This is a genomic window from Nonomuraea angiospora (assembly GCF_014873145.1).
Taxonomy (GTDB): domain Bacteria; phylum Actinomycetota; class Actinomycetes; order Streptosporangiales; family Streptosporangiaceae; genus Nonomuraea; species Nonomuraea angiospora.
Genome location: NZ_JADBEK010000001.1, coordinates 12,452,080 through 12,476,841, shown reverse-complemented (window position 1 = coordinate 12,476,841; position 24,762 = coordinate 12,452,080). Strand labels below are relative to the sequence as shown.

The window sequence follows — 24,762 nt, the reverse complement described above, 5'->3', positions numbered from 1 at the left end:
GATGGACGCCTCATCGCGGCATCCCGCTGAAGAGCCGGTCGTCCTCGCGGTGGACCAGGCACACGGCGTAGATGAGGCTCTCCTGGATCGCGCGTTCCTTGCGCACCCGCACCGTCACCCGGTAGGGGGTGCCCACGCCGATCTCCAGGTGCGCGGTGGCGGGGTCGCACATCTCCTCGGCCTTCTCCTCGACCTTGTCGTCAGCCGGGATCTTGTCCGCGGCGCCGTACAGCTTGACGTAGGCCGCGATCTGCGCCCAGTGCGGGTGGTCGCACTTCACGATGTCGACGCTGTGCGGCGACTTGTCCCACTGTGACTGCGACTGAATGCAGCTGTCCGCCGGCGGATTGTCGTAGAGGGCCGGGGAGAGAACGTCCATCCGCACGGCCTCGTTGTCCGCCCCCGGCGGAGGATCGGCCACGCGCCTGCCCGACGGGATGGGCTTGCCGTCTTTCCGGCTCACCAGGCAGGGCGCATAGTTCTCGTACTCGCCGTCGCCGGTGTTCCAATCCTCCTCCCTCGGCACCACGGTGTCGGTCTCATACTCGTCGAGCGGCAACTTCTGACGCAGTTGAAGAACTTTGCACTCGAACTCGGCCAGTGCGGCGACCTGGTCGCCGCCCGGGTACGTCGAAGGCACCTCGCCGAGCGACACGTAACCCAGCACCTCACCCCAGTGCGGCTCGTCGCACGTGATCGTCGGGACGTGGGCGATGTCGTGCTGGATCCAGTCGACGGGCTCGACCAGGCACTCCCCCACGGGCGCGTTGTCCGCCTTCTTGGGGGCGAACAACGCGACGGTCGAGTTGCCGAAGACGTCGTACTGGGTCAGCAGGAACCCCAGGGCGGCCAGTACCGCGAGCCAGAAGAGCAGCCTGAGCCCGCGGCGGCGCCGCCTGACGCCGTAACCGGCGGGGCGGTAGGCCGGCGCCGGACGCGTCGGCACCATGCGGGTCGGTGCCGGTCTGTATCGGGAGCGGTTCAGGCCCAGTTTGGCGCGAATCCGGTCGAGCTCCGATCGGCCCGGCAGGTCGCCCAGTTCCTGCTCGAGGGTGGCCAGATAGACGTTTGCCTGGTCGTACTGGCCTATGGCCAGCAGGGCACTGGCCTCCTGCTCGATCGTCGTGAAGACCAGGATGAGCTCGTCCAGCGAGGCTTCGTTCCCCCCGATGGCCTCCGACGTGTGCGAGTCGGGACTCAGCCGCCGGGCCGCGCCGAACCACTTGCGTGCCTGATCGGCCGCTGCGGGCCCGGCGGAGTCGATGAGCGCCATGGCGCAGTTGTTGAACAGGATGGCGGTGTCGTTGCGCAGCTTCGCCGTGCGGCGGTGCCGTTCGGGGGGCACCAGCGCGGACAGCCGGTTGAGGTCGGGCAGGGCCTTGTCATAGACGTTGGAGGCGGCACGCTTCGGCTCGCCCTCGTCGAGCAGGCCGGTCGACTCCGACAGGGCCGCGCGCACCGACTCGTACATCGGCGCGGCGACCTCTTCGAGCTGGTCGTCGATGACCCGTCGCGGCGCGGGCCAGCGGCGGGCCAGGCCGGCCAGGCGGCTCTGGGTCGCCGTCGTGCCGCGCTGTCCGGCCAGCTCGGCCAGCGGCCTGAGCAGCGCCGCGGCGAGCGCATCGCGCAGCGCGTCCACGGCCGACTCGTCGAGCTGACGGTCGTCGAGCGCGTCGATGCGGTTCCTGACGTGGTCCCAGAAGGCGGCCTTGCGCAGGACCCCCCGCCACTGCCGCGCCGCCTCCTCCCATAAGGTCCTGCGCTCGTCGTCGCCCGTCATCGTGCCCTCGATCTCCCGGTCGAGTGCGGCGCTGTGGGCGCGTACGGCGGCGTCGTGGTCCTGGTGCAGGGCCTTGGCGCAGGAGCAGGTGGCGTCGGGGGTGTCCCAGAACCAGAGCAGCTCGTCGACCAGGCGACGGCGGGGGTCGTCGAGAAGGCGGTCGAAGGCGGCGCGGACCTCGTCGGGCCCGACCGGCAGGCCGTGGTCCAGATCGGCGTCGGCGCCGACCTGGAGCGCCGTGTTGACCCGCTGCCTGCGCTGCCGGATGGCGCGCCGGTCCGCGTACGTCGACAACCCGGTGATTCGGAACGCGTTACGCCGGTAGAGCTCGGGCCCGGCGACCTCGCGCAGCGCCGCGCCCGCCGCGTCGCCGGACCTGCTCACATCGCCTGCCCCGTACATGTCCTCCCCATCACGCCCGAGTACCGGTGGAAACGACCTTGGCCCAGGCTTCTGCCGCGTTCCATGGCACGCGGATGGAATCCAGATGATCGGTGGTCGCGGGTGCTCGTCCGCCGTTCATGACGACAGGGCGCTTATGGGGGCGGAGGGGTGATGGGGTATGCACAGCGTGTAGCGGCCATGGCCACGGATCTTACGTGGGTCGTGATATGCCGTACAAATCAGCAGTTCTTCTCCATTCCCTGACGCGTCTGCGGATCGGTTGCTTGAATGGTCACGTCGATCAGGTGCCGACCTCTTTCGAGCGGCCGCCCGACATGTATGTACAGTCCGCCGTCACCGGGTCTGCCCATGTGCGCGACCAGCCGGACCACCGGGACATAGGTACTTGGGCACCGGCTTCATCATCAGAATCGCACAGCCGGGTACAGCAGGTCGATGACATCTCGAATGGCGTTGCGCGTCAGCGGCCCGTTGTCCCATACCTGACACCAAGTACACCTAGAGCTACTTCACTCGCCGTGCTCATGAGCAACTCATGGGCACACGCAAGCGCACCCAGGCAGGCGTCAACGTCGTCGCGATGCCCTGCGAAGTCGGCGTCGTTCCTCGGAGTTGTGAAAATAGGCGTCATTGCCCCGCAGGTACAGCAGCAGAAGTCCAGCACAGGAGGCGGCTATCGCGAGGATGTCCACCACTGCGGTGTCCTGGCCTACCGACGACGGGGTCGAGTTGGTGAAGCCCCACCAGGCAAAAGGAAGCAATTGCACCATGAGCAGGGTGGCCGCGATGGTGACGATAGACCTGGCCTTGCGCCGGCCGCCGATGGCAAGCAACGCGAAGACAACATAGACCAGCAGCAACAAGCCCATGACCTGGAGCAGGAAGTCGTTGACCAGCGGAGCCCAGGCCAGAGCCGAAAGCACGAGCAGGAACCCGGCAGCGGTGATGGAGCCGGGCTGGGCGTATGACGCCATGCCGAGTTACGCAGTGCTAGGTCGAGGTTCTTGGCGATGTCCTGGCGCAGCGGATGTCTGTCGCCGAGCCTCGTGCTCGCGTCGTACGCCTGACGGAGCAGGTCGATTCCGGGGCCGACGGCATCCGTGCGAATGCCCTCGCCGGTTCGTCCCTGGACCACCGGGGCCGCACCGCCCCGACGCACGGGCGGGCCAGGCCCGCATGCTGCCTGCGCAGGCGTGACACCTGTCCGCTCTGCTCGGCGCCGGCTACGAGCAGCACCCGTTGCAGACGCCCACTCAGAAGTCGTGGTCGGCGAAAAGGATGATGGAGTCGACCAGCTTGGAGACCTCGTTGGCGATCACTGGTAGTCGCTGCGCGGTGTCGCGCCATCGGGGCATGTCGCCGCGCACCCAGTGGCGGCGCGCCAGATGCAGGTGGTCGGTATAGCGGGAGTTGAGCGTGACGATCTCCCGTCGGTGATGACTGAGTCCTTCGTCCAGGCCACCACCGATCGGAGCTCTTTGATGGAGCACCGCAAGAGCGTGCATCGCCTTGCCCGTGGTCATGACCTTCTTGACCAAGTCGTCCGGGATCGGTACGCCGACGGTGCCGTCCAGCAGCCGGATGTCGTCGCGGGCTCGCTTCGCGATGCCGTAGAGGATCACGCAGGCCAAGGCACAGACGGCTGTGCCCAGCGCGGCGATCCACCAGAAGCCGGTGCCGATGCAGACCGCGATCAGGATCGGCGGTGGCAGCCACAGCGGGCGGGCCGTGGCCATCGCCCGGGTGTGGCGAGACGTCAGCCGGACCGCCCTGCACTGCTGGTCGCGATCCGTGTCCGGTGCGTCGCGAATGATGCGGTCGGCGTCCGGGCCGGTGCGGAACGGGAAGTAGCGGGCGGCCCGCTCGGTGCTCCCGGTGCTCGGCGTCATAATGGTCATTGTCCTGCCCGCGTCCGGGAAACGATAGGGACCCGCACCTTCGGCGACCATATGGAGCAGGTCATGGCGAGTCCGGCATGGTGGGCGTATGCGGCGACATGAGCAACGGGCACACGCGGCGAGCGAGCTGACGCTTCTCGGCAACACTCTGTACACCCAAGGTGACATGCTCGGCGCGGTCATCGCCTACCGCAGGGCAGCTCGCCTGGCTGCTCCTGCCATGCGTGCGGTGGTCGGGCTCGTGCTCGGGCTGGTACTGGCCGAGTTGGGCGACTTACGTGCCGCGCAGCGAGTTCTGCGCCGGGCCGCGAGGGCGGAGGACCAGATCATCGCCGACAGAGCACGAAGGACGCTGGCGGTGATCACCAGCGACCGCCTCTTCAGCCCCCCGGAGAACCTCGTACGGGCACCCGACATCGAACTCCTCGATCGGCTGGCTCGTGAGACGACGCCCGCGGACGACCGGCCGGAACCCGGAACCCCAAGCAATGGCCGCTCGTGACCCTGCCCGCCGCCATCCGACCGTGACCCGCCTTCCGCCGGCGTCCGAGGCCGACCGTCAGCTCAAAGCGGCCCGATGGCCGCCTGCGGTCAGGAGGTGGCGCAGGGCACGGGCGTTCGGGGACCCCTCAAGACGACCTGCTGGTCGTCGTCAGGCACCATGAGCACGTCGCAGTTCAGCCGCAACGGCCCGGCCTCGGGAGTTCCGCTCATGAGCAAGGGCCTGAGGAATTGCGGGGTTGAGACTGGCAGGAACAGCCGTTGGCGCCGAGAATGATCATGGGTGCTGGAGGACGCCTATGAGGGGGTCCGGTTGTTGGGGCAGCTGATAGAGATCGCGTCGGCGGCGATGGTGTGATCATCTGAACCGCTGTCCACGAGTTTGACCAGCAGGTCGCTCGCGTCGGGAACCGTGACGTCCTGGACGACCCAGGCGCCACGGTGTGCGGCCTGGTCGACCGGGATGTCGATGATGGAGTCGCTGTCGGCGCCGGCCGTCTGATGGAGCCGGTAAATCGCGACAGCGTCGGCATACGGGGAGTCGGGCACGTGCACGGCGACCGTGCAGCGTGCCGGGCCGGCGACCGCGGTGGTGGCCTGCCACACGAACGACTCCTTCCACCGCAGCGGATAGGCGTACGGGCTGGGCTTGTTGTCGGCCAGAGCGGTGTAGAAGATGCGCCCGTTACACCCATCGCCCGTCCATCCGCCGGTGGCTGGATGCCAGCCGTCGTCGTGCTGCTCGTTGATGCTGTAGTCGCGTCGGTTGTCCAGAGGGCATCCGGGTCCCACCACCACACCGCCTACAGGAGGTGACGACCTCACGCGCGGCACCGGGTCGTGGCTTGTGACGACGGAGGGCGCAGGAGCGGCCGCCCCGTCCCGGCTGCCGGAGGGTGTTGTGGTCACCGCCTGCGGTGCCGAACTGCTCGCGGCTGCCGGCTGGGCCGTGCCGGCATAGCCGCCCGCTCGGACCAGCACGAACAGCACAGTCATGGCCAGAGTGGCCATGACTGCTACCGCCGCCGCGCGACCCCGCGGCCACCTCGCCGGTTGCGTCCGCCTCTGGCCGTCCGGCGAGGAGATCCCAGGCACCGAGTCCTGGCCGTGCTCGCTGGATGAGGCCGATGTGCTCTCCTCGATGACAGCGTGCCCGGCCTGCGCCTGTTGGTCACCAGGCTCGGCCTCGAGCTCGCGTTGTAGCTCGGCCACCACCTGCTGCCATCGCGGCTGCCACTGCCCGACATCGCCCCCACACGCCTGCACCAGGGCCCGGGTGACGTTCCAGCTCGGCATGCTCTTGCCACTGCACGCACTGGACAGCGCACTGGCGGAGTAATGCGCCGTACGGGCCAACTGCCGGTAGCTCGGCGATCCGGCAGCCTCACGCAACCGGCGCAAGTCAGCTGCGAACGCCGCCAGCGGCCCGGTGGCCGGATCGATGGGCTCCTCTCGCCGCCCCACTCGCAACCTCCTTCGCCTGGGTGAGCAGGCGCCATGGGCAGGCCCCTCACCGCGAGGAATGTCCGTTTGATCAGCCAGTGACCAGTCATTGATCAGCACCCGGCCGCCCACTGGCTGATCAACAATTGCACGGCTGTGGTGGAGGGCGGAAGCAGTGATCGGCACGGACGGGACCACCCGTCGGTGCCCAACGAAGGAAAGGCATCCGCATCATGAGGAAACTCCTCACACCTCTGGTAGTGGCGGCAAGCACGCTGGCGGCGCTGGCCGGCACCACCGCCTCGGTCTCCGCCACCTCTGCCGCTTCGGATACTTCACCGGCGCAGGTCGAGGTCCAGGGCGTCCAGCTCACCCCCGCGCAGGCCAAGGCGCTGCGCCACGCCGCGGCCGCCGACCCCGGCCTCACCCGTGACCAGGCGGCCAAGATCGTTTCGGCTCGCGGTCAGGTCGGCGCGAACGCCTCGGGTAGCGGCAAGTCCACCGGCCCGTGCGGCGAGGCCAGGCTCTGGGGGGACAGCTACGGGCACTACAGCTTCGGCCTCGATTTCAGAGTCGAGCAGGTCGGCACCGCCGCCCTGGGAGGCGTAACGATCTCTACCGACTCTCCCCTCCCCGACACCGCCGACAAGCAGTCCTTCGGCGTCAGCGGTGCCAGCGTCGGTAACGACACGGCGGGACAGGCGTGGTACACGCTGAGTTCCATCGGGTGGGGAGCGACCAAGACGACCATGGAAGGGTGGGCATTGACCACCGGCGCATGGTGGTGCGGGATCGACGTGAAGACGATCCAGTGGAAGTAGCGCGGGCGTCCAGATCAACTAGCCGCCGGCGCGTGCCTTCGTGAAGTTCGGGGCTCCAGGGAACACGTCCCTGGAGCCCCGCTCCGGTGGTGGTCAGGTCCGGAGAGGTGTGGCCGACCGGGCGTGGCTGGCCCTGGTCGTGGCAGGCCAGGCCCGCAAACGGCAGTGATCACACCCCGGCGGCGGCCCTCGTCTCCAGCGGCTCCATCCACGGCGAGTTCTCGTGGTACCCGTGCACGGCGAACCCCCTGCCGTGTCAATAACTGCTACCGCAGGTCAGCGGGCATGCACTGACACCAAGCTCGGCGTCTGCGGCCACCGTGGTGTCGAGCTGCGCCGCAGGTCAGCGTCTCGGCAACGAACGGCACCTACGCTGTTTCGTTATTGACACTGCGCACGGGTGGGGCGCTGGCACAACGTCACGCTCGTGACGGTGCCGAACCCCCTCAGGCCCAGCGATCCGGTCGAGATTGCCGCCGGCGCTTGCGTCCTGTTGGCCGACCATCTGGAACTGCTGGCCCATCAGCTACGCGAGCAGGCCTTGGACGACTACGCCCGGGACCGCCTGGCCGATGCCTCCGAGCGCGTCAGGCGAGCCCTGGACGTTGTCACGGCCGCGCTGCAGGCGCCGCACCGCCGGACGCCCTCCAGACCGAGGCTGCCCCGCCCCGGCCGCGCGCCGCACCGGCAAGCGCCCGCTGGGCGGGTACCCGCGACGGCGACGATCGTCACCTGGACCCGGCCCCGCCAACGCCGCGAGGGCAACCGCTACCTCGACACCGGGCAGCGCGTTGCGCTGAAGGTTCACGTGAGCCTGGACGGCTCGCGCACCGTGTGCGGGTCCGAGGTCCCCGACCACGCCACTGTGATGGCCCCCACGGTGGACTGGCACCTGCACACCAACTGCTACAACTGCGCCTACCGGCTCTGGCCCGACCACCGCCTCGTCGGCTACCTCCGCCGGCCAACAGCCGTGACTTCCCCCTGCGCACAGAGTGCCCCCATCACCAAGGCCGCGGCATCGACGCCAGAGGCTGCATCACCTGTACGTCGGCAGCCGCACGCAACTGGCCATGCCCCGCGGCTGCACCGACGGGCCGGCGGTCTGATCGGCGGGCAGCGCCTGCAGGGCGGCCTGGAAACGGGCGTGGGCGTCCGGGAGCAGTTGCTGGGCCCGCTCCTCTTCCTGGCGCGTCAGCTCGGCGTCCTCCATGTGCCGCGCGTGGAGAAATGGTCAAGACCTGTGGATCGGGCGTGTCAGACAAGTTGAACGCCTCGGTGCCGGTCAGCCGCTGACATGGGCGGTGTTGTCGAGCCAGCGCTGGGCGAGGTCGGTGTCGCCGTCGACGTTGATGTTGGTGGCTTTGTGGTCGGTGAGAGGGAGTCGTCGGGTCAAGGTCAGCAGCAGCGATCGTGCCGGACCGGTCACCGTCACATCGGCCTGCTTGGTTGCGGGCTGCCACCTCGCCCCGTCAGGCCGCTGTTCGATGAACCAGGCGCCCGCGTCGTCGGTGGTGTCGGTGGCCAGCCACTGCAGGGTCTGCCCGGTGCCCCGGATGGCGTGGGCGGACTTCGGCCGCTGCATCTCCCAGGTGGGGGAGGTGAGCATCGCGAGGTGGTTGCTGATGAGCGCGGCTGCGATGTCGGCGTCGATGTCGGCCGGTCGGCCCGCCGCGGCGGCTGCGTCAAAGCCGTGGACGACCGCTTCGTTGAGCATGCTGGACATCCAGAATCGCGTCCCGGGCCGCTCGTCCCCCGCGGGGTTGAACACCGGCGCGTCGAGCGCGTCGTCGGAGCACGCGCTCGCGACCCGCTGCGCGGAATCCGACAGCCACGCCTGCCACTCGCGGGGGTCGGTGGGGAGTACGGCCATCTCCGTGGGCAGCTGTGCGGGGTCGGTGATGCGCCGCTCGATGATCTCCGCGACCCAGTTCTGGGTCTGGCCCACGTGCTCGACCAGGTCAGTGATGGTCCATTCCGGGGCTGTCGGCACGGCGGCGTCAGGTCCGGCCGCAGCGGCTGATTCCGCCAGACGTCGGGTGTGTTCGACGATCGCTCGCCGGGCATGTTCCGCGTTCAGCTCGGTCATTGGATGTCCATTCCGTAGGTTCGTTGTGCTGTGTACGACTCGGCGTGCCGGTCGAACTCATCGGTGGTCGGCGAGGCCGAGCAATTGTCGATCCCTGTGGATCTTCGGCGGATCAGACTGCTCGTAGCCGGCGATCGAGGGCTATGAAGTCATCATTGGTGAGGCCCTGGGGCGACGGGACGTGATGGAGGAGGGCTCGGCCGGGATGGTGTCCGGACACCCAGTCCCGATCGGCATCGGTGATCTCGTCGTCGACCCAGGCGAACGGACGCTGGTCGGCCCATGCCACCAGTGTTCTGGTCTTCCAGCAGAGCCCGAACCACTGGTCCTGGCGTTCGTTCTCGTCGGAGGGCTCGGGCCAGTTCCTCAGCCTCAGCCGGGCTCGGCCTCGCTGGGTTGCTGCGGCGTGGCCGCCGGCTTCGGCGCCGCCTGGACGACCTGGATGGCCTCCTCCACCGACGCCTCGACCTGGAAGGCGGTCCGCAGGCCCGTGATGGTCAAGATGCGCTCCAGACGGGGCGGGATTGCCGACAAGATCAGGGGGCTGTGCTGTTCCCGGCTCTGGCGTAGCAGCAGCACCAAGACGCCGACGCCCCTCGAATCGCAGAACGTCAGCCCGCCCATGTCCACCACCAGCCCGCCCGGCTGCATCGCCCAGGCGTCCTTGAGCTGCTGGTGCAGCAGTCCGGCAGAGGTGTAGTCGAGTTCACCCGCGGCGCGCGCGACGATGAAGTCCTCGTGCAGCCCGATCGAGACGGTGAACCGCTCGCCGGGCCTGTCGTCGTCATCGGCGTTCATGGCCACCATCCTTGGCCCTTGCCCGCTCGGCGAGCAACCCGAAGATGCCCCGTTCGGCCCGCGCCTGCGCGTAGACAGCTGGTCGTGTCCAACTGCACGCCGGCCCACAGCCTGACGCCCAGGACGGGCCGCTCCGCAAGCCCACGCTGCGACCGCCGCGCGACGCCCGCGGTGATGTACCGGATAACGTGCCGGAGTCGCGCACCGCCCCGGGGAGGGCTTCTCCTGGTCGCTGAGGGCCGACGTCGGCGGCCAAGCCGAGAAAAGTAGGTGCCGTCACCAGGGGAACTAACGGTGGCCTATGCACCCTTGAGGCGGTGGAGGCCCAGGCCAGGACGCCAAAGGTCGATCACCATGGCAGATCCCTCAAACCGAGTCAATACGACTTCGCGGATGTCGGCTTTGAAGAAATGGGACTCACGGAAGGCATCGGGGCCGAAGCCGCGTGCGGCCAGCATCGGCGTGATCTGGTCCCGGTCGGTGACCTCGACCGCATACCCGGACAGCTTCGTGTCACCCGTTGAGGTGGCAGAACCGTCAACGCTGAGGAGAACCGGAGGACCATGCAGAGCGAAGCGCGGATCACGCCGCAGATCACGGGCTTTCACAGCACCAGGCATCGATCCGAACCACAGTTCGTCCGCGACGATATAGGCCTCGATGCCGCTGACTCGCGGTGAACCATCCTTGCGCAGGGTCGCGATGGTCTTGTGCTTGTGCGACTCGAACGACCTCCGAACCTGGGCGGCGAACTCCGACGCCGACTCGACGACTTCACGCCAACTGGCCATAAGGCCTCCCGTCATACGATCTTGGCAGCTGGCCTAGCCTGCCATCCGGCACCGACGGAAAGCCGGTCAGCCTGGCCTCGGCTCACATGGGATTGTGAGATGGAGGTCCAGCGACGCCACCGGTCGTCTCACCGCCAGGTAGACGGAGGACGTTCTGCCGGCACGGGACACTTCTACTCGGAGTGCTCGACCGCGGCTTTCGGGAGTGCCAGCATCACGAGCGCCGTGATCAGGTAGAGCGCGGCGGAGGCGATCAGGACGATGCCGAGCGCGTGACCGTAGTCGGGCAGCGCCGGTGCTCCGGTGGCCGAACCGGTGACGGAGGTGAAGAAGAGCGTGCCGAGCACGGCGATGCCGGCGGCGCCGCCGATCTGGTTGACGGTGGAGAGCACGCCGCCCGCGGCGCCCGCGTTGCGCCCGGGCACGCCTGCGAGCACGACGTTGACGAGAACGGGCGCGGCGAGACCGAGCCCGAGACCGCCGATGAAGAGGGGGAGGGCGAGGAGCCAGTATCCGGGATCGTCGCCGTCCTTGACGATGAACCACAGGACGAGCTGCGACGCCGCGATCGTGAGCGAGCCGGCGATCAGCAGGGCTCTGCCCGCCTTGGCGGCGAGCGCGACGCCGAGGCCGGAGGTGACGATCGAGCCGAGCGCGTACGGGACGATCACCAGGCCGGTCTCCCACGCGGTCCGGCCGGTTCCGTTCTGGAGGTAAACGGAGAGGGTGAGGAAGTACGACCCGATGCCGCCGAAGAAGAGCACGCACGCGCCCAGGCCGACGGCGAAGGCGCGGATCCTCAGCAGAGCCGGGTCGAAGACGGGTTCATGCCCGCGCCCGATGAGACGTCGCTCGTGGGCGAGGAAGATCGCGAGCACGATGATCCCGGCCGCCAGGAGGGCATAGCTGCCCCAGGTCCATCCCCATGCCTCGGTCTGGATGATCGGCAGCAGCAGGAGAAGGATGCCTGTGGCCGCGAGGAGCGCGCCTGGGAGGTCCAGTCGCGCGGTCGAGGCGGAGCGGGACTCCGGCAAGACCTTGGCGCCGATGATGAGCGCCAGGATCGAGACGGGCACGTTGATCCAGAAGATCGTGCGCCATCCCAGGCCGAACAGGTCGGCCTCGACGAGCAGCCCGCCCAGCAGCGGGCCGGCGACCGAGGCGAGGCCCTGGACCGCTCCGTAGGCGCCGAACGCCTTGGCACGCTCGCCAGGGGCGAACGACGCCCGGATGATCCCGAACACCTGCGGGATCATGATCCCGGCGGTCAGTCCCTGCGCGGCCCGCATGCCGATGAGCATCGCCGGATCGGCGGCCAGCGCGCACAGCGCCGAGGTGACCATGAACCCGGCCAGCCCGATCATGAACAGCCGCTTGCGGCCGTACTGATCGCCGAGCCGTCCGCCGGTGATCAGGCCGGCGCCCAGGGCGAGGGTGTAGGCGGCGATCGTCCACTGGATCTGAGCGTCGCCTGCTCCCAGATCCTGCGCGATCGCCGGGGCCGCGACGGTGACGATCGTCGCGTCGAGAAGGTCCATGAACGAACCGAAGAGCACCACCAGCAGCGCCGCGGTCGCGCCGCCGCCGCCGCCGGCGATGAGTGTCGGAGAAGCCTCAGTGGTGCCGGCGCCCTCGCGGGCGCCCTCTCGGGTACTCGGTGAATCGGTCATGGCGGCCACCATGTCGGGCATAGTTGCCATCGAGTGACCGCTATCGGTGCAAAAATCGGAGAATCATGGCCACTACCTCCGCGCGGACGCTCAAGCTGCTGTCCATCTTCGGGATCGGTGCGACCCTGACCGCCGAGGAACTGGCCACCCGGCTCGGAGCGTCGGTGAGAACCGTGCGCCGCGACATCGATACGCTCAGGGACCTCGGGTACGAGATCGAGGCCGTCCGCGGAGCGGGTGGAGGGTATCGGCTCGGTCGTGCCACCCGCCTGCCGCCGGTCGTCTTCGACGAGGACCAGGCCGTCGCCGCCGCCGTCGCGCTCCAGACCGTGCCGGCGCTCCTGTCCGGCATCCGCGAGAACGCGACCCGCGCTCTGGCCACTCTCCACCAGGCGATGCCGGCGCGTAGCCGCCTGCACGCCGAAGCGTTCACCGTCCTTCCGGCCCGCAACTACTGGGAGTTCCCCGCGCCCCCGATCGACGCCGATATCGTGCGCGCCGTGGGCAGCGCGATCAACCGGCAGCACCTCGTACGCGTCGACTACAGCGGCGACGGCGAACCCGTCACGCTCACGCTGGAGCCGCACGACCTCGTGGTGTGGGCCGCACGCTGGTATCTGGTCGCCTTCGACCCGGACGCGGACCGATGGCGCGCGATGCGCGTGGATCGCATCCAGGCGCACCTGCCCACGCACACCCCCTTCGACCGGCGTGACATCCCGCACGTTGATCCCGTCGTCTTCGTCATGACCGCACACGACCGCGGAGACGCCGCTGCCGAATGGCCATGCCGCGGCTCAGCCGTCCTCGCCCTGCCCGCCTCCACCGTCGCTCGCTTCGCCCCCGGCGGATCAACAGTCGAGTACCGCACCGAGACCACGTGCCGCCTCACCCTCGGCGCATGGTCATGGCCAGGACTGGCAGGACTGATCCTCACCTTCGACGCCGACATCACCGACATCGAACCGGCCGAACTCCGGCAAGCCTTGCACTCCCTGCGAACCAGAATCAGCAGGGGGCTCGGATCCGCTACGCCGCCTCGGCCAGGGTGGTGAAGTCGATCTCGGGCAGGTCGAGTCATCAGGCCGCAGTCGCAGCACGTCGGTGGCATACAGGCCGAAGCGGCTGATGTGCGCGGTCAGGTAGGGCGACAGCTGCGCGACGTCCTCGGCGCTGATCTCCCAGCCCCCGGCCAGGAGCCTCAGAGCACGTGTCGCCGATCAGCGGTCGGGGCTGATGGCTGGAATGCCGGGATCGACGGTAGTGGCGGGCTAGGAAGGCCAGGTGGGACGCTGAAGGTCGGCCCGTCGACCTCGACGATCTGGCCACGTCCCGCCCCACATCACCCACACCGTGCGCCGGTTCGGCAACTGGACGCCCGACCTGACCCCGCCGGGTCAGAACCCCACCACCCGGCTCGACCTCGAACCACGCGTGCTGTTCCCGGCCTGGCCACAGGAAGACGAGTGCAAGAGAGCCCGGCTCCCCACCCCAGCCCTCCTTCCGCAAGTGATCGCCGATACGCACGCGTAAGGATCTATCGAAAGGTGGACGACCGGCGGCAGTCTTCTCGGCAAAGCTGGGGGCCGTGAAGAAGACGATCATTGCCGTGCTCGGCACAATGTTGCTCCCCCTAGCGGCGGCAACGCCCGCGGCGGCGGATACCGGGCTGTCCTGGCAGGACTGCGGCGACGGCCTGCAATGCGGCCGGATCACCGTGCCCGCCGACTGGGCCGCTCCCAAGAGCGAGCAGATCACCCTGGGGCTCGCCAAGCTGCCCGCCAGTGACCCGGCTGCCAAGAAGGGGACGCTTGTCCTCAACATGGGTGGCCCCGCCCAGCAGATTTCGGTCCTGCGCGTGGCGAAGAAGGCCTTCGCCGACCTGACTCGATGGTTCGACGTGGTGGTCTTCGACCCGCGCGGATTCGAGGCGAGCACCGGGGTGCGCTGCCCCGACCCGGCACCGTGGGCCGCGAACGCGGAGTGGGTGTTCCCCGACCGCGCCACCTATGCCCGGTACACGGAGCAGAACCGTCGCTTCGGCCTCGGCTGCGCCGATGCCGCCGGCCCGCTCGCGGGCAACCTGGACTCCGGTCAAGGGGCCCACGACCTGGAGGCCGTCCGGGTGGCGCTGGGCGAACAGAGACTCAACTATTACGGCAACTCCTACGGCACCGTCCTCGGCGTGGCCTACGCCGAGAAGTTCCCCTCCCGCGTCGGCCGCATGTACCTGGACAGCCCGATTGACCACACCAACCGATCGTGGACCGAATGGCTCCTGCCCAGAGCGAAGGTCAAGGAAGACAACCTGCGCCGTTTCGCCGAGTGGTGCGCCACCGACCAGAGCTGCGCGCTCCACGGCCGCGACGTGCTCAAGGTGTGGGACGAGGTCATGGACCGCGCCGCCAAGCGGCCGATCCCCGCGCCCGGTGCCGGAGCCGGAGCAGCGGCCAGCGCGACCCTGATCGCCTCCCGCGCGACTGTCACGTTTGACGCGACCTGGCCCGAACTGGCCAAGTCCCTGGCCGAGGCGTACGCGGGCGACGCCACCCGGTTCGCCAAGCCGTCCACCGGAGCGGCCGATCCGGATTTCAGCAGGATCGCGAACTGCGCCGACTTCCCTTACCCGACCGCATTCAGCGAGGTCAAGGCTCTGGAAAAGCGGCTGAGGCACGCGGCGCCGCGCATCGGCTGGACCGTGGCGTGGCCGCTGGCCAACTTCTGTTCAGGACTCCCGCAAAAGGCGTCCTTCCCGCCCCATCCGGTTCACCCCCGCGGCCTGCCCCCGATCCTGGTCGCCGCCGGCCTGTACGACGACGTGGCACCGCCCGCGTCCGCCCGCCGGATCACGGCACAACTCGACAGCGCCCGCTACCTGGCGGCCGAAGGTGGTCACGCGCTCTACCTGGCAGGCAATCCCTGCGTCCGCGATCACGTTCACCGATACCTGACCACCGGGCAACTCCCGCCCGCGGGCACGACCTGTGGTCCGGCATCATCGTGACATGCCGTGGTTGAGGGAGGTTCTGCTCGTCGCCGGCGCCGCGACCGCTGCGGCGCTGCTGACGGCACTGAAAGGGCCGGTCCCGGCCGGGGTCCCGCTTCTGATCGTCTTCAGTGTCGGCGTCAGCCTCCCTCTGCTCGTCCGGCGGTTGCTGCCGTTGGCCGCCGCGGTGACGTCCGCGGTGATCGCGCTGGCTGGGATGGCGCAGCTGCATTGCTGGGAGGGGATGCTCGTCACGATGGCTCTGTTCTGCGCGGCCGTCTACCACCGGCCCCGGCGTCCGGGCCTGGTGCTGGCGGTCTCCTCGAGCTGGGTTCTCGGGACCCTGGCGGTGCTGGGGGGCGAGGGCGTCCCGGAGCCGACCAGCATAGTGATCATGAGCGTCGCGCCCGTGGCCACCGGCTACGCGCTGCGGCTGCACCGGGATAGGGCCGACCAGTCGCTGCGATTGCAGCGGGCCGAGGTGGAGCGCGTGCTGGCCGAGGAGCGTACCTGGCTGGCCAGGAACGTGCACGACAGCGTCGGTCACCACCTGACCGCGATCCGGCTGCAGGCCGCGGCGGGCCGGCGGGCGCCCGGCGACGCGCATGCGAGGCAGGCCCTGCAGACGATCTCGGACCTGTCGCAGTCGGCGCTCACCGAGGTGCGCGGCCTGCTGCGGACGCTCGACGAGCACCCGGCCGCCATCCAGCCCGGCACCGCCGACCTGGAGCGGCTGGCCGGACGGCTCACCTGCGCGGATCGGACGATCACCATATGCCGCTCCGGGACCGGGGACGCGCTGCCGCCAGCCGTCGATCACACTGCCTACCGGGTGGTCCAGGAGGCGCTGACGAACGCCGTACGGCATGCAGACGCGACCGAGGTCACCGTCCACCTGCGGCAGGATGACCGCGGTCTGCGCATCGAGGTCTTCGACAACGGCGCCCCGGCCCCTGCGCCCCAGGCCGAGGGGCGGGGCATCCGCAGCATGCGCGAACGGGTGCGCCTGCTCGACGGCACCCTGTCGGTGGGACCTGTCGAAACGGGCGGCTGGCGGGTCCGCGCCGACCTGCCCAGGGAAGGGAACGTGTGGTGACGATCCGGGTGCTGGTCGCCGACGATCAGGAGGCAGCGCGGGAGGCGCTGCGGCTCATCCTCGACGGCGAACCCGACATCGACGTGATCGCGACGGCCGCCGACGGCGCCGAGGCGGTGCACCAAGCGCTGTTGCGCCGGCCGGACGTGGTGGTGATGGATCTGCGGATGCCGGGCATGGATGGCATCGCCGCCATCGGCCGCCTCGCCGCCGCCGAATCCGGCCCCCGCGTGCTCGCCCTGACCACGTTCGACCTCGACGAGTACTTGTTCGGCGCGCTGCGCGCAGGAGCGGCCGGTTTCCTGCTGAAGGACACTGATCCCGACGTGCTCGTCGCGGCGGTCCGCGAGCTGCACCAGGGCAGGGGGTTGATCGACCCGCAGGTCACCGGCCGCCTGATCAGCCGCTTCGCCGCGCTGTCCCCGAGCCCCGCCACCCCCGAACTCGACCTACTGACCCCGCGCGAACACCACGTGCTACGCCTCCTGGCCCGAGGACTGAGCAACGGCGAGATCGCCACCGCGTGCACGATCGAGGAGGGCACGGTCAAAACCCACGTCAACCGGATTCTCACCAAACTCGGCCTCCGGACCCGCGTACACGCGGCGATCTACGCATACGAACACGGGATCGTCACCCGCGATGCACCTTGACCGTTCGCCGGTCTCGGGCCCAGGGCCCGGGAGACGGACATCGACGATGAGCATCGACAACCCGAGCCCGGCGCCCTGTCCAGGGGTCCTACGCAGCCGCCGGAAGGGCTCGAAGAGATCGCCGAGACGTTCCTTGGGCACGTGCGGGCCGGTGTTACGGACCGTCAACACTCCACGGGAGAGCGTTACCTCATTCGAGTCGGTCGAGCATCCCGTCGGGCTGACACTCCACCTGGTAAGCACCGCCTGCCCCCAAGCCTCCGCCCTCGGCGGGTGCCGGGCAGGACCGGCCCGGCACCCTCGGACTTCGTGCATGGCGATTCCCCGCCCACGCGGTGCCAGCGTGCGGAAGAAAGGTTCGTGACGTGGTGCCGTACCGCGTGAACGTCCGCGATCCCTGCGACGTCGAGGACGTCGTGCAGCTGCGCGGGAACCGCCCGGAACGGGCTGACCCCGTCCGGGGCTGTTCCCGCGTACGATGAGGCACGGACATCGGCAGGGAGGCGCTGCCGGCTCAGCCGGTGCGCCGGCCGTGCTTGATCAAGAGGTTGCGCGCATCGTCGGCGATGGCCACGTCGGCCACGACAGCGTAGCGGGCGGCTACCGGCGACTGGCTGGTCAACAGGTCGCCTCGGCCGCGCGCGGCCCAGCACGCGGTCACGCCGAAGGCGGCGCCGAGCAGCGCGCCGAAGGCCATCCCCGCCAGCAGCGCCGCCCACGGGCCCGCGACCAGCAGGACCATCAGGCTGGAAGGCAGGCCGAACCCGGCGCCGAGCGCAGCGCCCATGCCCGCCGCACGGGGGGTGGTCATCCGGCCCAGAACGTCCTCCATCAGACGCCAGTTCTTCCCGACGATGCCCACTCGGTGTGCCGGAATACCGTTGTCGGCCAGGAAGGCGACCGCCTCACGGGCCTGTTCGCAGGTGTCGTAGGAGCCGACCACCGGCCGGTCGCCGCCCGCGGCCGCGGATGCGATCGCCGGAGCGGTCTCGATCATGACAGGTGCATCCTTCCTAGGTGAGTCGCTTCAGGGCCGCGCGCAGTTCGCGGACTTCCTGCTCCAGTTCGAGGATGCGGCGGATGGCGTTGAGCGTCATTCCCTGGCCGGTCATCGTGGTGACGTGCTGCAGCAGCCCGATGTCGTGGCGGGAGTAGCGGCGCTGCCCGCCGGGAGAGCGGTGCGGGCTGACCACGTCGTGCTGGTCGAGCCGGCGCAGGAAGGCCTGCTGCACCTGCAGCATCTCCGCGACCTGGCCCAGGGAGTACAGCGGGGCGTGCTCGTCGTCGAACGGCATGCCGGCCATCCGGACCTCCTCTCGAATGGCAAGGGCGGGCCCGTCGGCACCCGCCCTTGCCATGGACGTGCGTATCAGGCCCGGATGGCCCTGACGTCGCCCTGCTGGATCTCGACCTTGCGGGGCTTGGCCCGCTCGAGCACGGGGATGCGGACCTTCAGCACGCCGTTGGCGTACCCGGCGTCGATCTTGTCGCTGTCGAGGTACTCCGACAGGTAGACGCGGCGGGTGAAGGTGCCCATGGGGCGTTCGCGGACGAAGACCCGCTCGCCCTCGGGGATCTCCTCCTCGCGGCGAGCGCTGACGCTCAGCACTCCGCGGTCGACGGTGACCTCGATGGACTCGGGGTCGATGCCGGGCAGGTCGAACGTCAGCAGCACGTCGTCGTCGCGACGCAGGCCGTCCATCGGCATGAGGGCGCCTGTGCCGGTGCCGAAGGTCCGGCGGGCCAGCTGGTCGAACTGGCGCTCGAACTCCTGGATGAACGGGTCGACGGATGTGAGCAGCATGTCCAGCTCCCTTCGCGAGCTCTCCGAGAAGAACCTCCAACTTGGTTTGTATGTTAACTCCACCCATGAATGGATGCAAGCTGCCGAACGATGTTGAGGTGCCTCGGATGGACCGGGCGAGGCGGCGGCCCTACCTCAAAAGCGAAAGAAAATCTGTAGTCGCCACGGTAGACATTCGCGCTGTAGGCGGCTAGAGTTCCTGACATCGCAAGGGACGGATCCACGAGGGCAGCGCAGCACGAGCACCACGATGGGGCTGCCCGGACGGACGTGGACAGCAGTACAGAACACAGCAGTACAGAACGAGGTAGAGGGCAGAAGGTCGGACTGCCGCGGCCAGTGTGGTTGAGGAAGAGGGCCGGGGCGGTGGACGCGCTGCCGCTTGCAGGAAGTCGGCACCAGCGGTCGGGGTGCCGAGGTACGGATAACTGGAAGGGAGTGTTGAACGCCATCAGGATCGCCCGTCGCCGGCCGCATGTCGCCGCACGGGTACCGCAGCTCCACGAACAGGACGGTGGTCTACGGTCACGCTTACGCGATCCCCGCACCCCCGCATCGGGCGGCTGGTGCGGCACAAGTGAACCGCCCCTGCAGCACGCAGGCAGGGCCGGTCGATGGTGTTAACCTCTGGGCCCCGGCGCATCATGGCGCCGGGGCCCCTGTTCGCATTCGGGAAGGTTGAATGGATCAAGCACCTCAGGCAACGGTCACCGTCTCCAGGCGGGAGCCGCCCCGCCCCACCGGCGCTCACCCAGCCGATCACGCGGTCCAGGCGGTCGAAGCGGCCGGCAATCTCGGGCAGCGGCTCGATGACGAGGACTATCCCGCCTACAGCATGGGCCGGGCCGCCGAGATCCTCGGCGTCACCCCGGCGTTCCTGCGCAGCCTCGGCGCCGCCAAGCTGATCGAGCCGCTACGCAGCGAGGGCGGGCACCGCCGCTTCTCGCGCTACCAGCTGCGCCTGGCCGCCCGCGCCCGCGAACTCGTCGACGCCGGCACCCAGCTCGAAGCCGCCTGCCGCATCATCATCTTGGAAGACCAGCTCGCCGAGGCGCTGCGCATCAACGAAGAACTCCGCCAGCGCCACTGACCGTTTTCGGCCCCCGGCCACACCCGGGGGCACAGGGCCGGCCGCGCCCGAAACGCCGGGCAGCCCCACGACAGCGGGGCCCGCGCGATCGTCCGTGTCCTGGTGCATCCGCGCAAGATCTAGCGGAGCGCGTCCCCGGCAGGGCCGGTCACCGGGGAGCCGTCACCGTCGCCCGGCTGGACCAGGCCGCTCTCATACGCGAGATGTACGAGCTGGGCCCGGTCGCGTACGCCGAGCTTGGTCAGCAGCCGGCTGACATACGTGCGGGTGGTGGCCTGGCTGAGGAACAGGCGCCGGGAGATCTCGTCGTTGGAGCGCCCGGTGGCGATCTCAGCGAGCAGCTCCCGCTCACGTTCGGTGAGCGCCGCAGGCAGTTGCGCGCGAGGCGGAGGATGCCGGTGGGCGACAGCCGCCAGCACGCGTCGGGTGACCGAGGGCGACGTCAGGCCGCTCCGCGACCGCCAGCGTCTCCAGCGGCAGCGACGCCTCGACGCGGAACCCGGCCCCGGGCAACGAGCTCACCGACAGGTGACCGCCCAGCAGCGCGGCGCGCTCCCGCATCCCGGTGATCCCGCGCCCGACCGGTTCGCGAGACAGGTCGGCGCCGCGGCCGTCGTCGGCGACGGTGATGCCGATCCGGTCGCGCTCGTAGCGCACCCGGACCTCGGCCTTGGCCGCCCAGGCGTGCCGCAGGCAGTTGGTCAGCGACTCTTGCACGATCCGGCAGGCCGTGGCGTCCACGACCACGGGCAGGGACACCGGCTCACCCTCGGTGCTGAGCTGGACCGCCCGCCCGCTGCCGGTAGTGACGGCGACCGACGCGGGTAGCCCTCAGGGACTTGTCGGGCTTGAACTCTTGTATGACAATATTTCTAGCCTGACAAAAGCCTGACGAGAGGTCTGTCACGATGCGAACTTCCGACTGGCCACAAACGGCGACCCGCTGGACACAACTGACGTTGGCCGAAGACGACCCCGCGCATCTCGACGTCGCCTTCTGGACCGAAGTGATGCGCGACAGCCGGTCCAACGCGGCCTGCATCAGCGCCGGCGGCTACGTCGCCTACTATCCGACCCGGATCCCCTTCCATCACCGCAGCTCCTTCATGGGCGACACCGACCCGTTCGGCGCGCTGGTCGAAGCGGCGAGGGGGCTGGGCATGCACGTCATGGCCAGGGTGGACCCGCACGCCGTGCACGCCGACGCGGCCAAGGCGCACCCCGAGTGGCTGGCGTGCGACCCGGAGGGGGCGCCCATCGAGCATTGGTCGTATCCGGACATCTGGCTGACCTGCGCTTTCACCGGCTATCACCGCGAGTTCATCACCGAGGTGACACGCGAGATCGTGCGGGAGTACGACGTGGACGCCGTCTTCGCCAACCGATGGGAGGGCTACGGCGGCATCTCCTACAGCGAGGCTGCCCGGCGCTCCTTCCGCGACGAGACCGGGTTCGAGCTGCCCAAACGCGAGCACGACCAGTCCGACCCGGCCTGGCGCGCGTACGTGGCCTGGCGCCGGCGCAAGCTGAGCGAGCTGGTCGCGATCTGGGACGCGGCAGTCAAGGACCTGCGGCCGCACGCCCGCTTCATCCCCAACCTGGGCGCCTTCGCCGCCCGCGACCTGGAGCCCGAGCTGGTCCACCGGGTCTACCCGATGTTCGTGGTCGACAAGCAGGGACGCTCGGGGATCGAGGCGCCCTGGGTGGCCGGGCGGGTGGCCAAGCGCAGCCGCGGCCTGTTCCCCGAGCGGCCGATCGGGCTGATCACCTCCGTTGGCCCCGAGGACCACCAGCACCGGTGGAAGGACTCGGTGGCCCCGCCGGAGGAGGTGCGGACCTGGATCGTGGACGGGTTCGCGCAGGGCGCGTTCCCGTGGTTCACCAAGTTCAACGCCACCGTCTCCGACCCCCGCTGGGTGCCGGCCGTGGTGGAGGCGTTCCAGCTGCACGCGCGGCTGGAGCCCGTGCTGTCGGCGATGCCGGTCACCGCCGAGGTCGCGCTGCTCGACCCCAGCAGGTCGGGCAAGCTCGTGCCCGGAGCGGCGCACTCCTTCCCCGACGAGGACGGCTTCTACCAGGCGCTGGTCGAGGCGCGGATCCCGTTCGAGCTCCTCGCCGACCAGGCGCTGAGCGCCGAGCGGCTGCGGCCGTACAAGGTGCTGGTCCTGGCCAACGCCGAGCAGCTCGGCGCGGCGCAGTGCGAGGTCATCCGCGAGTACGTCGCCGCGGGCGGCGGCCTGGTGGCCGCGCACCAGTCCTCTCTGTACGACGAGCACGGCGAGCCGCGCGAGAACTTCGGCCTGGCCGACGTGTTCGGCGCCGACCTGCTCGAACCGGTCAGAGGGCCGGTGAAGAACAACTACATCGCCCTGACCGGCGACCACCCGGTGAACGCCGGCTTCGGCGGCGCCAAGCGCCTCATCGGGGGCACCCGGCTGTTGCGGGTCGCGGCCGGGACAGACACGCGGGTGCCGTTCCGCTTCGTCCCGGACTTTCCCGACCTGCCCATGGAGGAGCTGTATGCCAGGCAGGCCCCCGATGCCCCGGCCGTCATCACCCGGGAGAGCGGGGGCCGTGTCGTCTACTTCCCGTTCGACCTCGGTGCCGTCTTCTGGGGGTCGCTCCAGGCCGACCATGGCCGCCTGATCGCCAACGCGGTGCGGTGGGCGCTCGGCGCCGAGCCCGAGGCCACCGTGCGCGGCCCTGGCCTGGCCGATCTCGCCGTACGCGCGGACGCCGACGGCGTCGCGGTGACCGTCGTGAACCTCACCAACCCGATGACCATGCGCGGCCCCATCAGGGAGACCATCCCGCTACCCCCGCAGACGGTCACCGTCGCCCTGCCGCCGGGCGTCCGGGGAGCCAAGGCCCGGCTGCTGGTCGCCGATGCCGACGCCCCGGCCACGGTCCGCGACGGCCGGGCCGAGGTGGAGCTGATCGGCACGGGACTCGTCGAGGTCGTGCACCTGACCTGGGAGCGGCTGTGAGCAGGCAGTGGTGGCGTGAGCCGTTCCGGATGTTCCAGACCAACCTCCGCGAGGTGGACGCCGGGCTCGATGTCGAGCGGGTGCTCGACTACCTGGAGGAGTTCGGCGCGAACGCCTGGCTGATCAGCGTCGGCGGCATCCTGTCCAACTACCCGACCGATCTGGACTTCCAGACGCGCAACCCACATCTGGCCGAGCGGCCGTCCGGCGACCTGATCGGCGACGCCGTGGCGGCGGCGCGCCGCAGGGGCGTGCGGGTGCTGGCCCGCATGGACTTCTCCAAGATCGACCACCGGCGGGCCGAGGCGCATCCCGAGTGGTGCTTCGTCTCGCCCTCGGGCGAGCCCCAGGTCTACAACGGGCTGACCAGCGTGTGCCCGAGCGGCGACTACTACCAGGTCAAGCTGTTCGAGGTCATCGGCGAGGTGCTCGACAGGTACGAGATCGACGGCTTCTTCCTCAACTGGATGTCGTTCAACGAAGTCGACTACAGCCGCCGGTACTGGGGCGTGTGCCAGTGTCTGGCGTGCGCCCGCCGGTTCGGCGAGGAACTGCCCGAAGGGCCGGACTCGCCCAACTATGGGCGCTGGCGGGAATTCGCCCGCGACACGCTCGAAGACCTCAACGCGCGGATCAGGGCCGAGATCGCCCGGCGGCGGCCACAGGCGGCGCTGATCCTGGGCGAGCACGCCGACATCGTCTTCCACGAGGCCAACAACGCCGTCGGCCGGCCCCTGTGGCACCACCGCACCAGCGAGCACGTCAGCGCGGCCAAGTCGTACCGGCCGCAGGTGCCGGTGCTGGTGAACTCGGTGGGGTTCGTGGACATGCCGTACCGGATGGCGGGAGAGGAGCCCTACCACTTCGCCCAGTACCTGCTGCAGGCGATCTCCCGTGGGGCGATCCCGTCCACCTACATCATGGGGACGCCCGACGACAGCCCGTACGAGTGCCTGGGGATCGCGGGCGAGATCACCCGCTTCCACCGCGACCACGCCGGCCTGTACCGAGACCTGGTCTCCGAGGCGCGCACGCTGCTCGTCCGTCCTGAGGGGGACACCGCCGAGTTCCAGGGGCTGTACCTGGCGCTGCTGGAGCGGCATATCCCCTTCGATGTGCTACCGGTGGACAAGCTGCTGGTGAGCGACCTGTCCCGCTATCGGACGGTCGTGCTGCCCGACCTCGGGCCGCTGGCCGGCCCCGAGGTGCTGGACGCCTACGCCGAGTCGGGCGGGACCGTGCTGGCGACCGGTTCGAGCGGATTCGAGGTGGACCGGCCCCAGCTCGCCTGCCTGCCCGCGGCCCGTCGTCTGGCGAGCTGGGACAGCGAGGAGTCGGTGCGCTCGCTGCACCTGCGCGGCGAGCGCGGCATGGTGCCCGTGATCGGCGCCTTCCATGTGATCGAGCCTGCGGAGCAGGCCGAGACGGGCCTGTACGCGCTGTCCAGAGCCCGGTACGGCCCGCCGGAGAAATGCCATGGCCACCACGAAACCGATCACCCCGGCTGGCTGAGCAGGCCCTACGGCAGAGGCCGGGGCGTGCTGTTGCCGTGGACGGTCGGCCGAGGCTACCGCGAGAGCGGGCTGAGCGCGCATCGCGACCTGTTCGCCGACCACGCGGGCCCCGGTCTGGAGACCGGGCTGCCGGAACAGGTGGAGATCGTGCCCGCCCGCTCGGGCGAGGCCAAGGTGATTCACCTGCTCAACCGCTCCGGCGACGCCGACCAGCGCTTCCGCCGCCCGGTGCCGATCGCCCCGGCGTGGCTGGAGCTCCCGTGGCCGGGCGAGTGGCGGGCGTACGCGCTGAGGGCGGGCCGGGAGCTGGAGATCGACGCGCGCAGGGTGCGGCTCCCCGGGATCGATCTGTACGAGGTGATCGTTCTGGCAGATTGTCACACAAGTATTCATGACCTATTGACGTACCCGTCAGACAAATAAACACTAGGTCATC

The 24,762-nt window shown here is 69.4% G+C and carries 22 protein-coding genes and 2 pseudogenes; 10 read left to right on the top strand and 14 right to left on the bottom strand.

From position 1 onward, the window contains the following. Nucleotides 1–10: 10 nt before the first annotated feature. The 3 genes from H4W80_RS57215 to H4W80_RS57205 all read right to left on the bottom strand — a co-directional run bounded on the left by H4W80_RS57215 (nt 11) and on the right by H4W80_RS57205 (nt 4,134). Nucleotides 11–2,182 (bottom strand): septum formation family protein, encoded by a 2,172-nt coding sequence (locus H4W80_RS57215; protein ID WP_192792698.1) that lies wholly within the window; start codon nt 2,180–2,182, stop codon nt 11–13. 569 nt (nt 2,183–2,751) lie between these two features. Then, nucleotides 2,752–3,159 carry a hypothetical protein gene (locus H4W80_RS57210; protein ID WP_192792697.1) on the bottom strand — a complete coding sequence of 136 codons (408 nt, stop codon included), beginning with the start codon at nt 3,157–3,159 and terminating at the stop codon, nt 2,752–2,754. Between the two features lie 279 nt (nt 3,160–3,438). Continuing rightward, nucleotides 3,439–4,134 carry a hypothetical protein gene (locus H4W80_RS57205; protein WP_192792696.1) on the bottom strand — a complete coding sequence of 232 codons (696 nt, stop codon included), beginning with the start codon at nt 4,132–4,134 and terminating at the stop codon, nt 3,439–3,441. A gap of 37 nt (nt 4,135–4,171) precedes the next feature. Between H4W80_RS57205 and H4W80_RS57200 the strand changes: the two genes are divergently transcribed. After that, nucleotides 4,172–4,585 (top strand): hypothetical protein, encoded by a 414-nt coding sequence (locus H4W80_RS57200; protein ID WP_192792695.1) that lies wholly within the window; start codon nt 4,172–4,174, stop codon nt 4,583–4,585. A gap of 296 nt (nt 4,586–4,881) precedes the next feature. On the opposite strand, the gene H4W80_RS57195 is transcribed toward H4W80_RS57200, so the two are convergent. Continuing rightward, nucleotides 4,882–6,048: a helix-turn-helix domain-containing protein gene (locus H4W80_RS57195; RefSeq protein ID WP_192792694.1), complete on the bottom strand. Its 1,167-nt coding sequence runs from the start codon at nt 6,046–6,048 to the stop codon at nt 4,882–4,884. Nucleotides 6,049–6,260: 212 nt separating this feature from the next. Here H4W80_RS57195 and H4W80_RS57190 point away from each other — a divergent pair, with 212 nt between their 5' ends. Next, entirely contained in the window at nt 6,261–6,848 is a 588-nt protein-coding gene (locus H4W80_RS57190; protein WP_192792693.1) for a hypothetical protein, read from the top strand. Nucleotides 6,849–7,248: 400 nt separating this feature from the next. Further along, nucleotides 7,249–8,118: a hypothetical protein gene (locus H4W80_RS57185; protein WP_192792692.1), complete on the top strand. Its 870-nt coding sequence runs from the start codon at nt 7,249–7,251 to the stop codon at nt 8,116–8,118. 15 nt (nt 8,119–8,133) lie between these two features. On the opposite strand, the gene H4W80_RS57180 is transcribed toward H4W80_RS57185, so the two are convergent. The 4 genes from H4W80_RS57180 to H4W80_RS57165 form a co-directional block, all read right to left on the bottom strand. Beyond that, complete coding sequence (locus H4W80_RS57180; RefSeq protein WP_192792691.1) at nt 8,134–8,937, bottom strand: maleylpyruvate isomerase family mycothiol-dependent enzyme; 804 nt, start codon at nt 8,935–8,937, stop codon at nt 8,134–8,136. A 372-nt stretch (nt 8,938–9,309) separates the two neighbouring features. Next, nucleotides 9,310–9,735, bottom strand: coding sequence for an STAS domain-containing protein (locus tag H4W80_RS57175; RefSeq protein ID WP_192792690.1), 426 nt, complete (start codon nt 9,733–9,735; stop codon nt 9,310–9,312). Nucleotides 9,736–10,034: 299 nt separating this feature from the next. Further along, entirely contained in the window at nt 10,035–10,526 is a 492-nt protein-coding gene (locus tag H4W80_RS57170; protein ID WP_192792689.1) for a pyridoxamine 5'-phosphate oxidase family protein, read from the bottom strand. Nucleotides 10,527–10,699: 173 nt separating this feature from the next. Next, nucleotides 10,700–12,196, bottom strand: a complete 1,497-nt coding sequence (locus H4W80_RS57165) for an MFS transporter (protein ID WP_192792688.1) — start codon at nt 12,194–12,196, stop codon at nt 10,700–10,702. Nucleotides 12,197–12,261: 65 nt separating this feature from the next. On the opposite strand from H4W80_RS57165, the gene H4W80_RS57160 reads away from it, so the two are divergent. The 4 genes from H4W80_RS57160 to H4W80_RS57145 all read left to right on the top strand — a co-directional run bounded on the left by H4W80_RS57160 (nt 12,262) and on the right by H4W80_RS57145 (nt 16,931). Further along, a complete protein-coding gene (locus H4W80_RS57160) occupies nt 12,262–13,251 on the top strand; it encodes a helix-turn-helix transcriptional regulator (protein WP_192792687.1) in 990 nt (329 codons plus the stop codon). 533 nt (nt 13,252–13,784) lie between these two features. Continuing rightward, entirely contained in the window at nt 13,785–15,200 is a 1,416-nt protein-coding gene (locus tag H4W80_RS57155) for an alpha/beta hydrolase (protein ID WP_318787549.1), read from the top strand. Between the two features lies 1 nt (nt 15,201). Continuing rightward, nucleotides 15,202–16,278: a sensor histidine kinase gene (locus H4W80_RS57150; protein WP_192792686.1), complete on the top strand. Its 1,077-nt coding sequence runs from the start codon at nt 15,202–15,204 to the stop codon at nt 16,276–16,278. An 8-nt stretch (nt 16,279–16,286) separates the two neighbouring features. Continuing rightward, nucleotides 16,287–16,931, top strand: a complete 645-nt coding sequence (locus H4W80_RS57145; protein WP_318787548.1) for a response regulator transcription factor — start codon at nt 16,287–16,289, stop codon at nt 16,929–16,931. Between the two features lie 63 nt (nt 16,932–16,994). Here the strand turns inward: H4W80_RS57145 and H4W80_RS64300 are convergent. The 4 genes and pseudogenes from H4W80_RS64300 to H4W80_RS57130 all read right to left on the bottom strand — a co-directional run. After that, nucleotides 16,995–17,246 (bottom strand): annotated as a pseudogene (locus H4W80_RS64300) (ATP-binding protein); the annotation flags it as partial. Nucleotides 17,247–17,445: 199 nt separating this feature from the next. Next, the gene (locus H4W80_RS57140) at nt 17,446–17,928 is read right to left on the bottom strand and encodes a general stress protein (RefSeq protein ID WP_192792684.1); all 483 of its coding nucleotides are present in this window, start codon (nt 17,926–17,928) and stop codon (nt 17,446–17,448) included. 16 nt (nt 17,929–17,944) lie between these two features. After that, nucleotides 17,945–18,235: a MerR family transcriptional regulator gene (locus H4W80_RS57135; RefSeq protein WP_192792683.1), complete on the bottom strand. Its 291-nt coding sequence runs from the start codon at nt 18,233–18,235 to the stop codon at nt 17,945–17,947. Between the two features lie 65 nt (nt 18,236–18,300). Continuing rightward, a complete protein-coding gene (locus H4W80_RS57130) occupies nt 18,301–18,735 on the bottom strand; it encodes an Hsp20/alpha crystallin family protein (protein ID WP_192792682.1) in 435 nt (144 codons plus the stop codon). An 835-nt stretch (nt 18,736–19,570) separates the two neighbouring features. Between H4W80_RS57130 and H4W80_RS62250 the strand changes: the two genes are divergently transcribed. After that, nucleotides 19,571–19,825: a MerR family transcriptional regulator gene (locus tag H4W80_RS62250; protein WP_225966405.1), complete on the top strand. Its 255-nt coding sequence runs from the start codon at nt 19,571–19,573 to the stop codon at nt 19,823–19,825. Between the two features lie 119 nt (nt 19,826–19,944). On the opposite strand, the pseudogene H4W80_RS57120 reads toward H4W80_RS62250, so the two are convergent. Both H4W80_RS57120 and H4W80_RS57115 read right to left on the bottom strand, forming a co-directional pair. Continuing rightward, nucleotides 19,945–20,271: pseudogene (locus H4W80_RS57120) on the bottom strand (response regulator transcription factor); the annotation flags it as partial. Continuing rightward, a complete protein-coding gene (locus tag H4W80_RS57115; RefSeq protein WP_378525976.1) occupies nt 20,174–20,542 on the bottom strand; it encodes an ATP-binding protein in 369 nt (122 codons plus the stop codon). The pseudogene H4W80_RS57120 and the gene H4W80_RS57115, both read right to left, overlap by 98 nt. Nucleotides 20,543–20,784: 242 nt before the next feature. Between H4W80_RS57115 and H4W80_RS57110 the strand changes: the two genes are divergently transcribed. Both H4W80_RS57110 and H4W80_RS57105 read left to right on the top strand, forming a co-directional pair. Beyond that, the gene (locus tag H4W80_RS57110; protein WP_225964256.1) at nt 20,785–22,812 is read left to right on the top strand and encodes a family 10 glycosylhydrolase; all 2,028 of its coding nucleotides are present in this window, start codon (nt 20,785–20,787) and stop codon (nt 22,810–22,812) included. Beyond that, a complete protein-coding gene (locus H4W80_RS57105; RefSeq protein WP_192792678.1) occupies nt 22,809–24,749 on the top strand; it encodes a beta-galactosidase trimerization domain-containing protein in 1,941 nt (646 codons plus the stop codon). The genes H4W80_RS57110 and H4W80_RS57105 overlap by 4 nt, the downstream gene beginning before the upstream one ends. Nucleotides 24,750–24,762 lie beyond the last annotated feature (13 nt).

Excerpts from the sequence above, each read along its gene's own strand:
- H4W80_RS57215 (WP_192792698.1), bottom strand. The coding sequence starts at position 2,182 with ATGTACGGGGCAGGCGATGTGAGCAGGTCCGGCGACGCGGCGGGCGCG.
- H4W80_RS57210 (WP_192792697.1), bottom strand. The coding sequence starts at position 3,159 with ATGGCGTCATACGCCCAGCCCGGCTCCATCACCGCTGCCGGGTTCCTG.
- H4W80_RS57205 (WP_192792696.1), bottom strand. The coding sequence starts at position 4,134 with ATGGTCGCCGAAGGTGCGGGTCCCTATCGTTTCCCGGACGCGGGCAGG.
- H4W80_RS57200 (WP_192792695.1), top strand. The coding sequence starts at position 4,172 with ATGCGGCGACATGAGCAACGGGCACACGCGGCGAGCGAGCTGACGCTT.
- H4W80_RS57190 (WP_192792693.1), top strand. The coding sequence starts at position 6,261 with ATGAGGAAACTCCTCACACCTCTGGTAGTGGCGGCAAGCACGCTGGCG.
- H4W80_RS57180 (WP_192792691.1), bottom strand. The coding sequence starts at position 8,937 with ATGACCGAGCTGAACGCGGAACATGCCCGGCGAGCGATCGTCGAACAC.
- H4W80_RS57175 (WP_192792690.1), bottom strand. The coding sequence starts at position 9,735 with ATGAACGCCGATGACGACGACAGGCCCGGCGAGCGGTTCACCGTCTCG.
- H4W80_RS57170 (WP_192792689.1), bottom strand. The coding sequence starts at position 10,526 with ATGGCCAGTTGGCGTGAAGTCGTCGAGTCGGCGTCGGAGTTCGCCGCC.
- H4W80_RS57165 (WP_192792688.1), bottom strand. The coding sequence starts at position 12,196 with ATGACCGATTCACCGAGTACCCGAGAGGGCGCCCGCGAGGGCGCCGGC.
- H4W80_RS57160 (WP_192792687.1), top strand. The coding sequence starts at position 12,262 with ATGGCCACTACCTCCGCGCGGACGCTCAAGCTGCTGTCCATCTTCGGG.
- H4W80_RS57150 (WP_192792686.1), top strand. The coding sequence starts at position 15,202 with ATGCCGTGGTTGAGGGAGGTTCTGCTCGTCGCCGGCGCCGCGACCGCT.
- H4W80_RS57140 (WP_192792684.1), bottom strand. The coding sequence starts at position 17,928 with ATGATCGAGACCGCTCCGGCGATCGCATCCGCGGCCGCGGGCGGCGAC.
- H4W80_RS57135 (WP_192792683.1), bottom strand. The coding sequence starts at position 18,235 with ATGGCCGGCATGCCGTTCGACGACGAGCACGCCCCGCTGTACTCCCTG.
- H4W80_RS57130 (WP_192792682.1), bottom strand. The coding sequence starts at position 18,735 with ATGCTGCTCACATCCGTCGACCCGTTCATCCAGGAGTTCGAGCGCCAG.
- H4W80_RS62250 (WP_225966405.1), top strand. The coding sequence starts at position 19,571 with ATGGGCCGGGCCGCCGAGATCCTCGGCGTCACCCCGGCGTTCCTGCGC.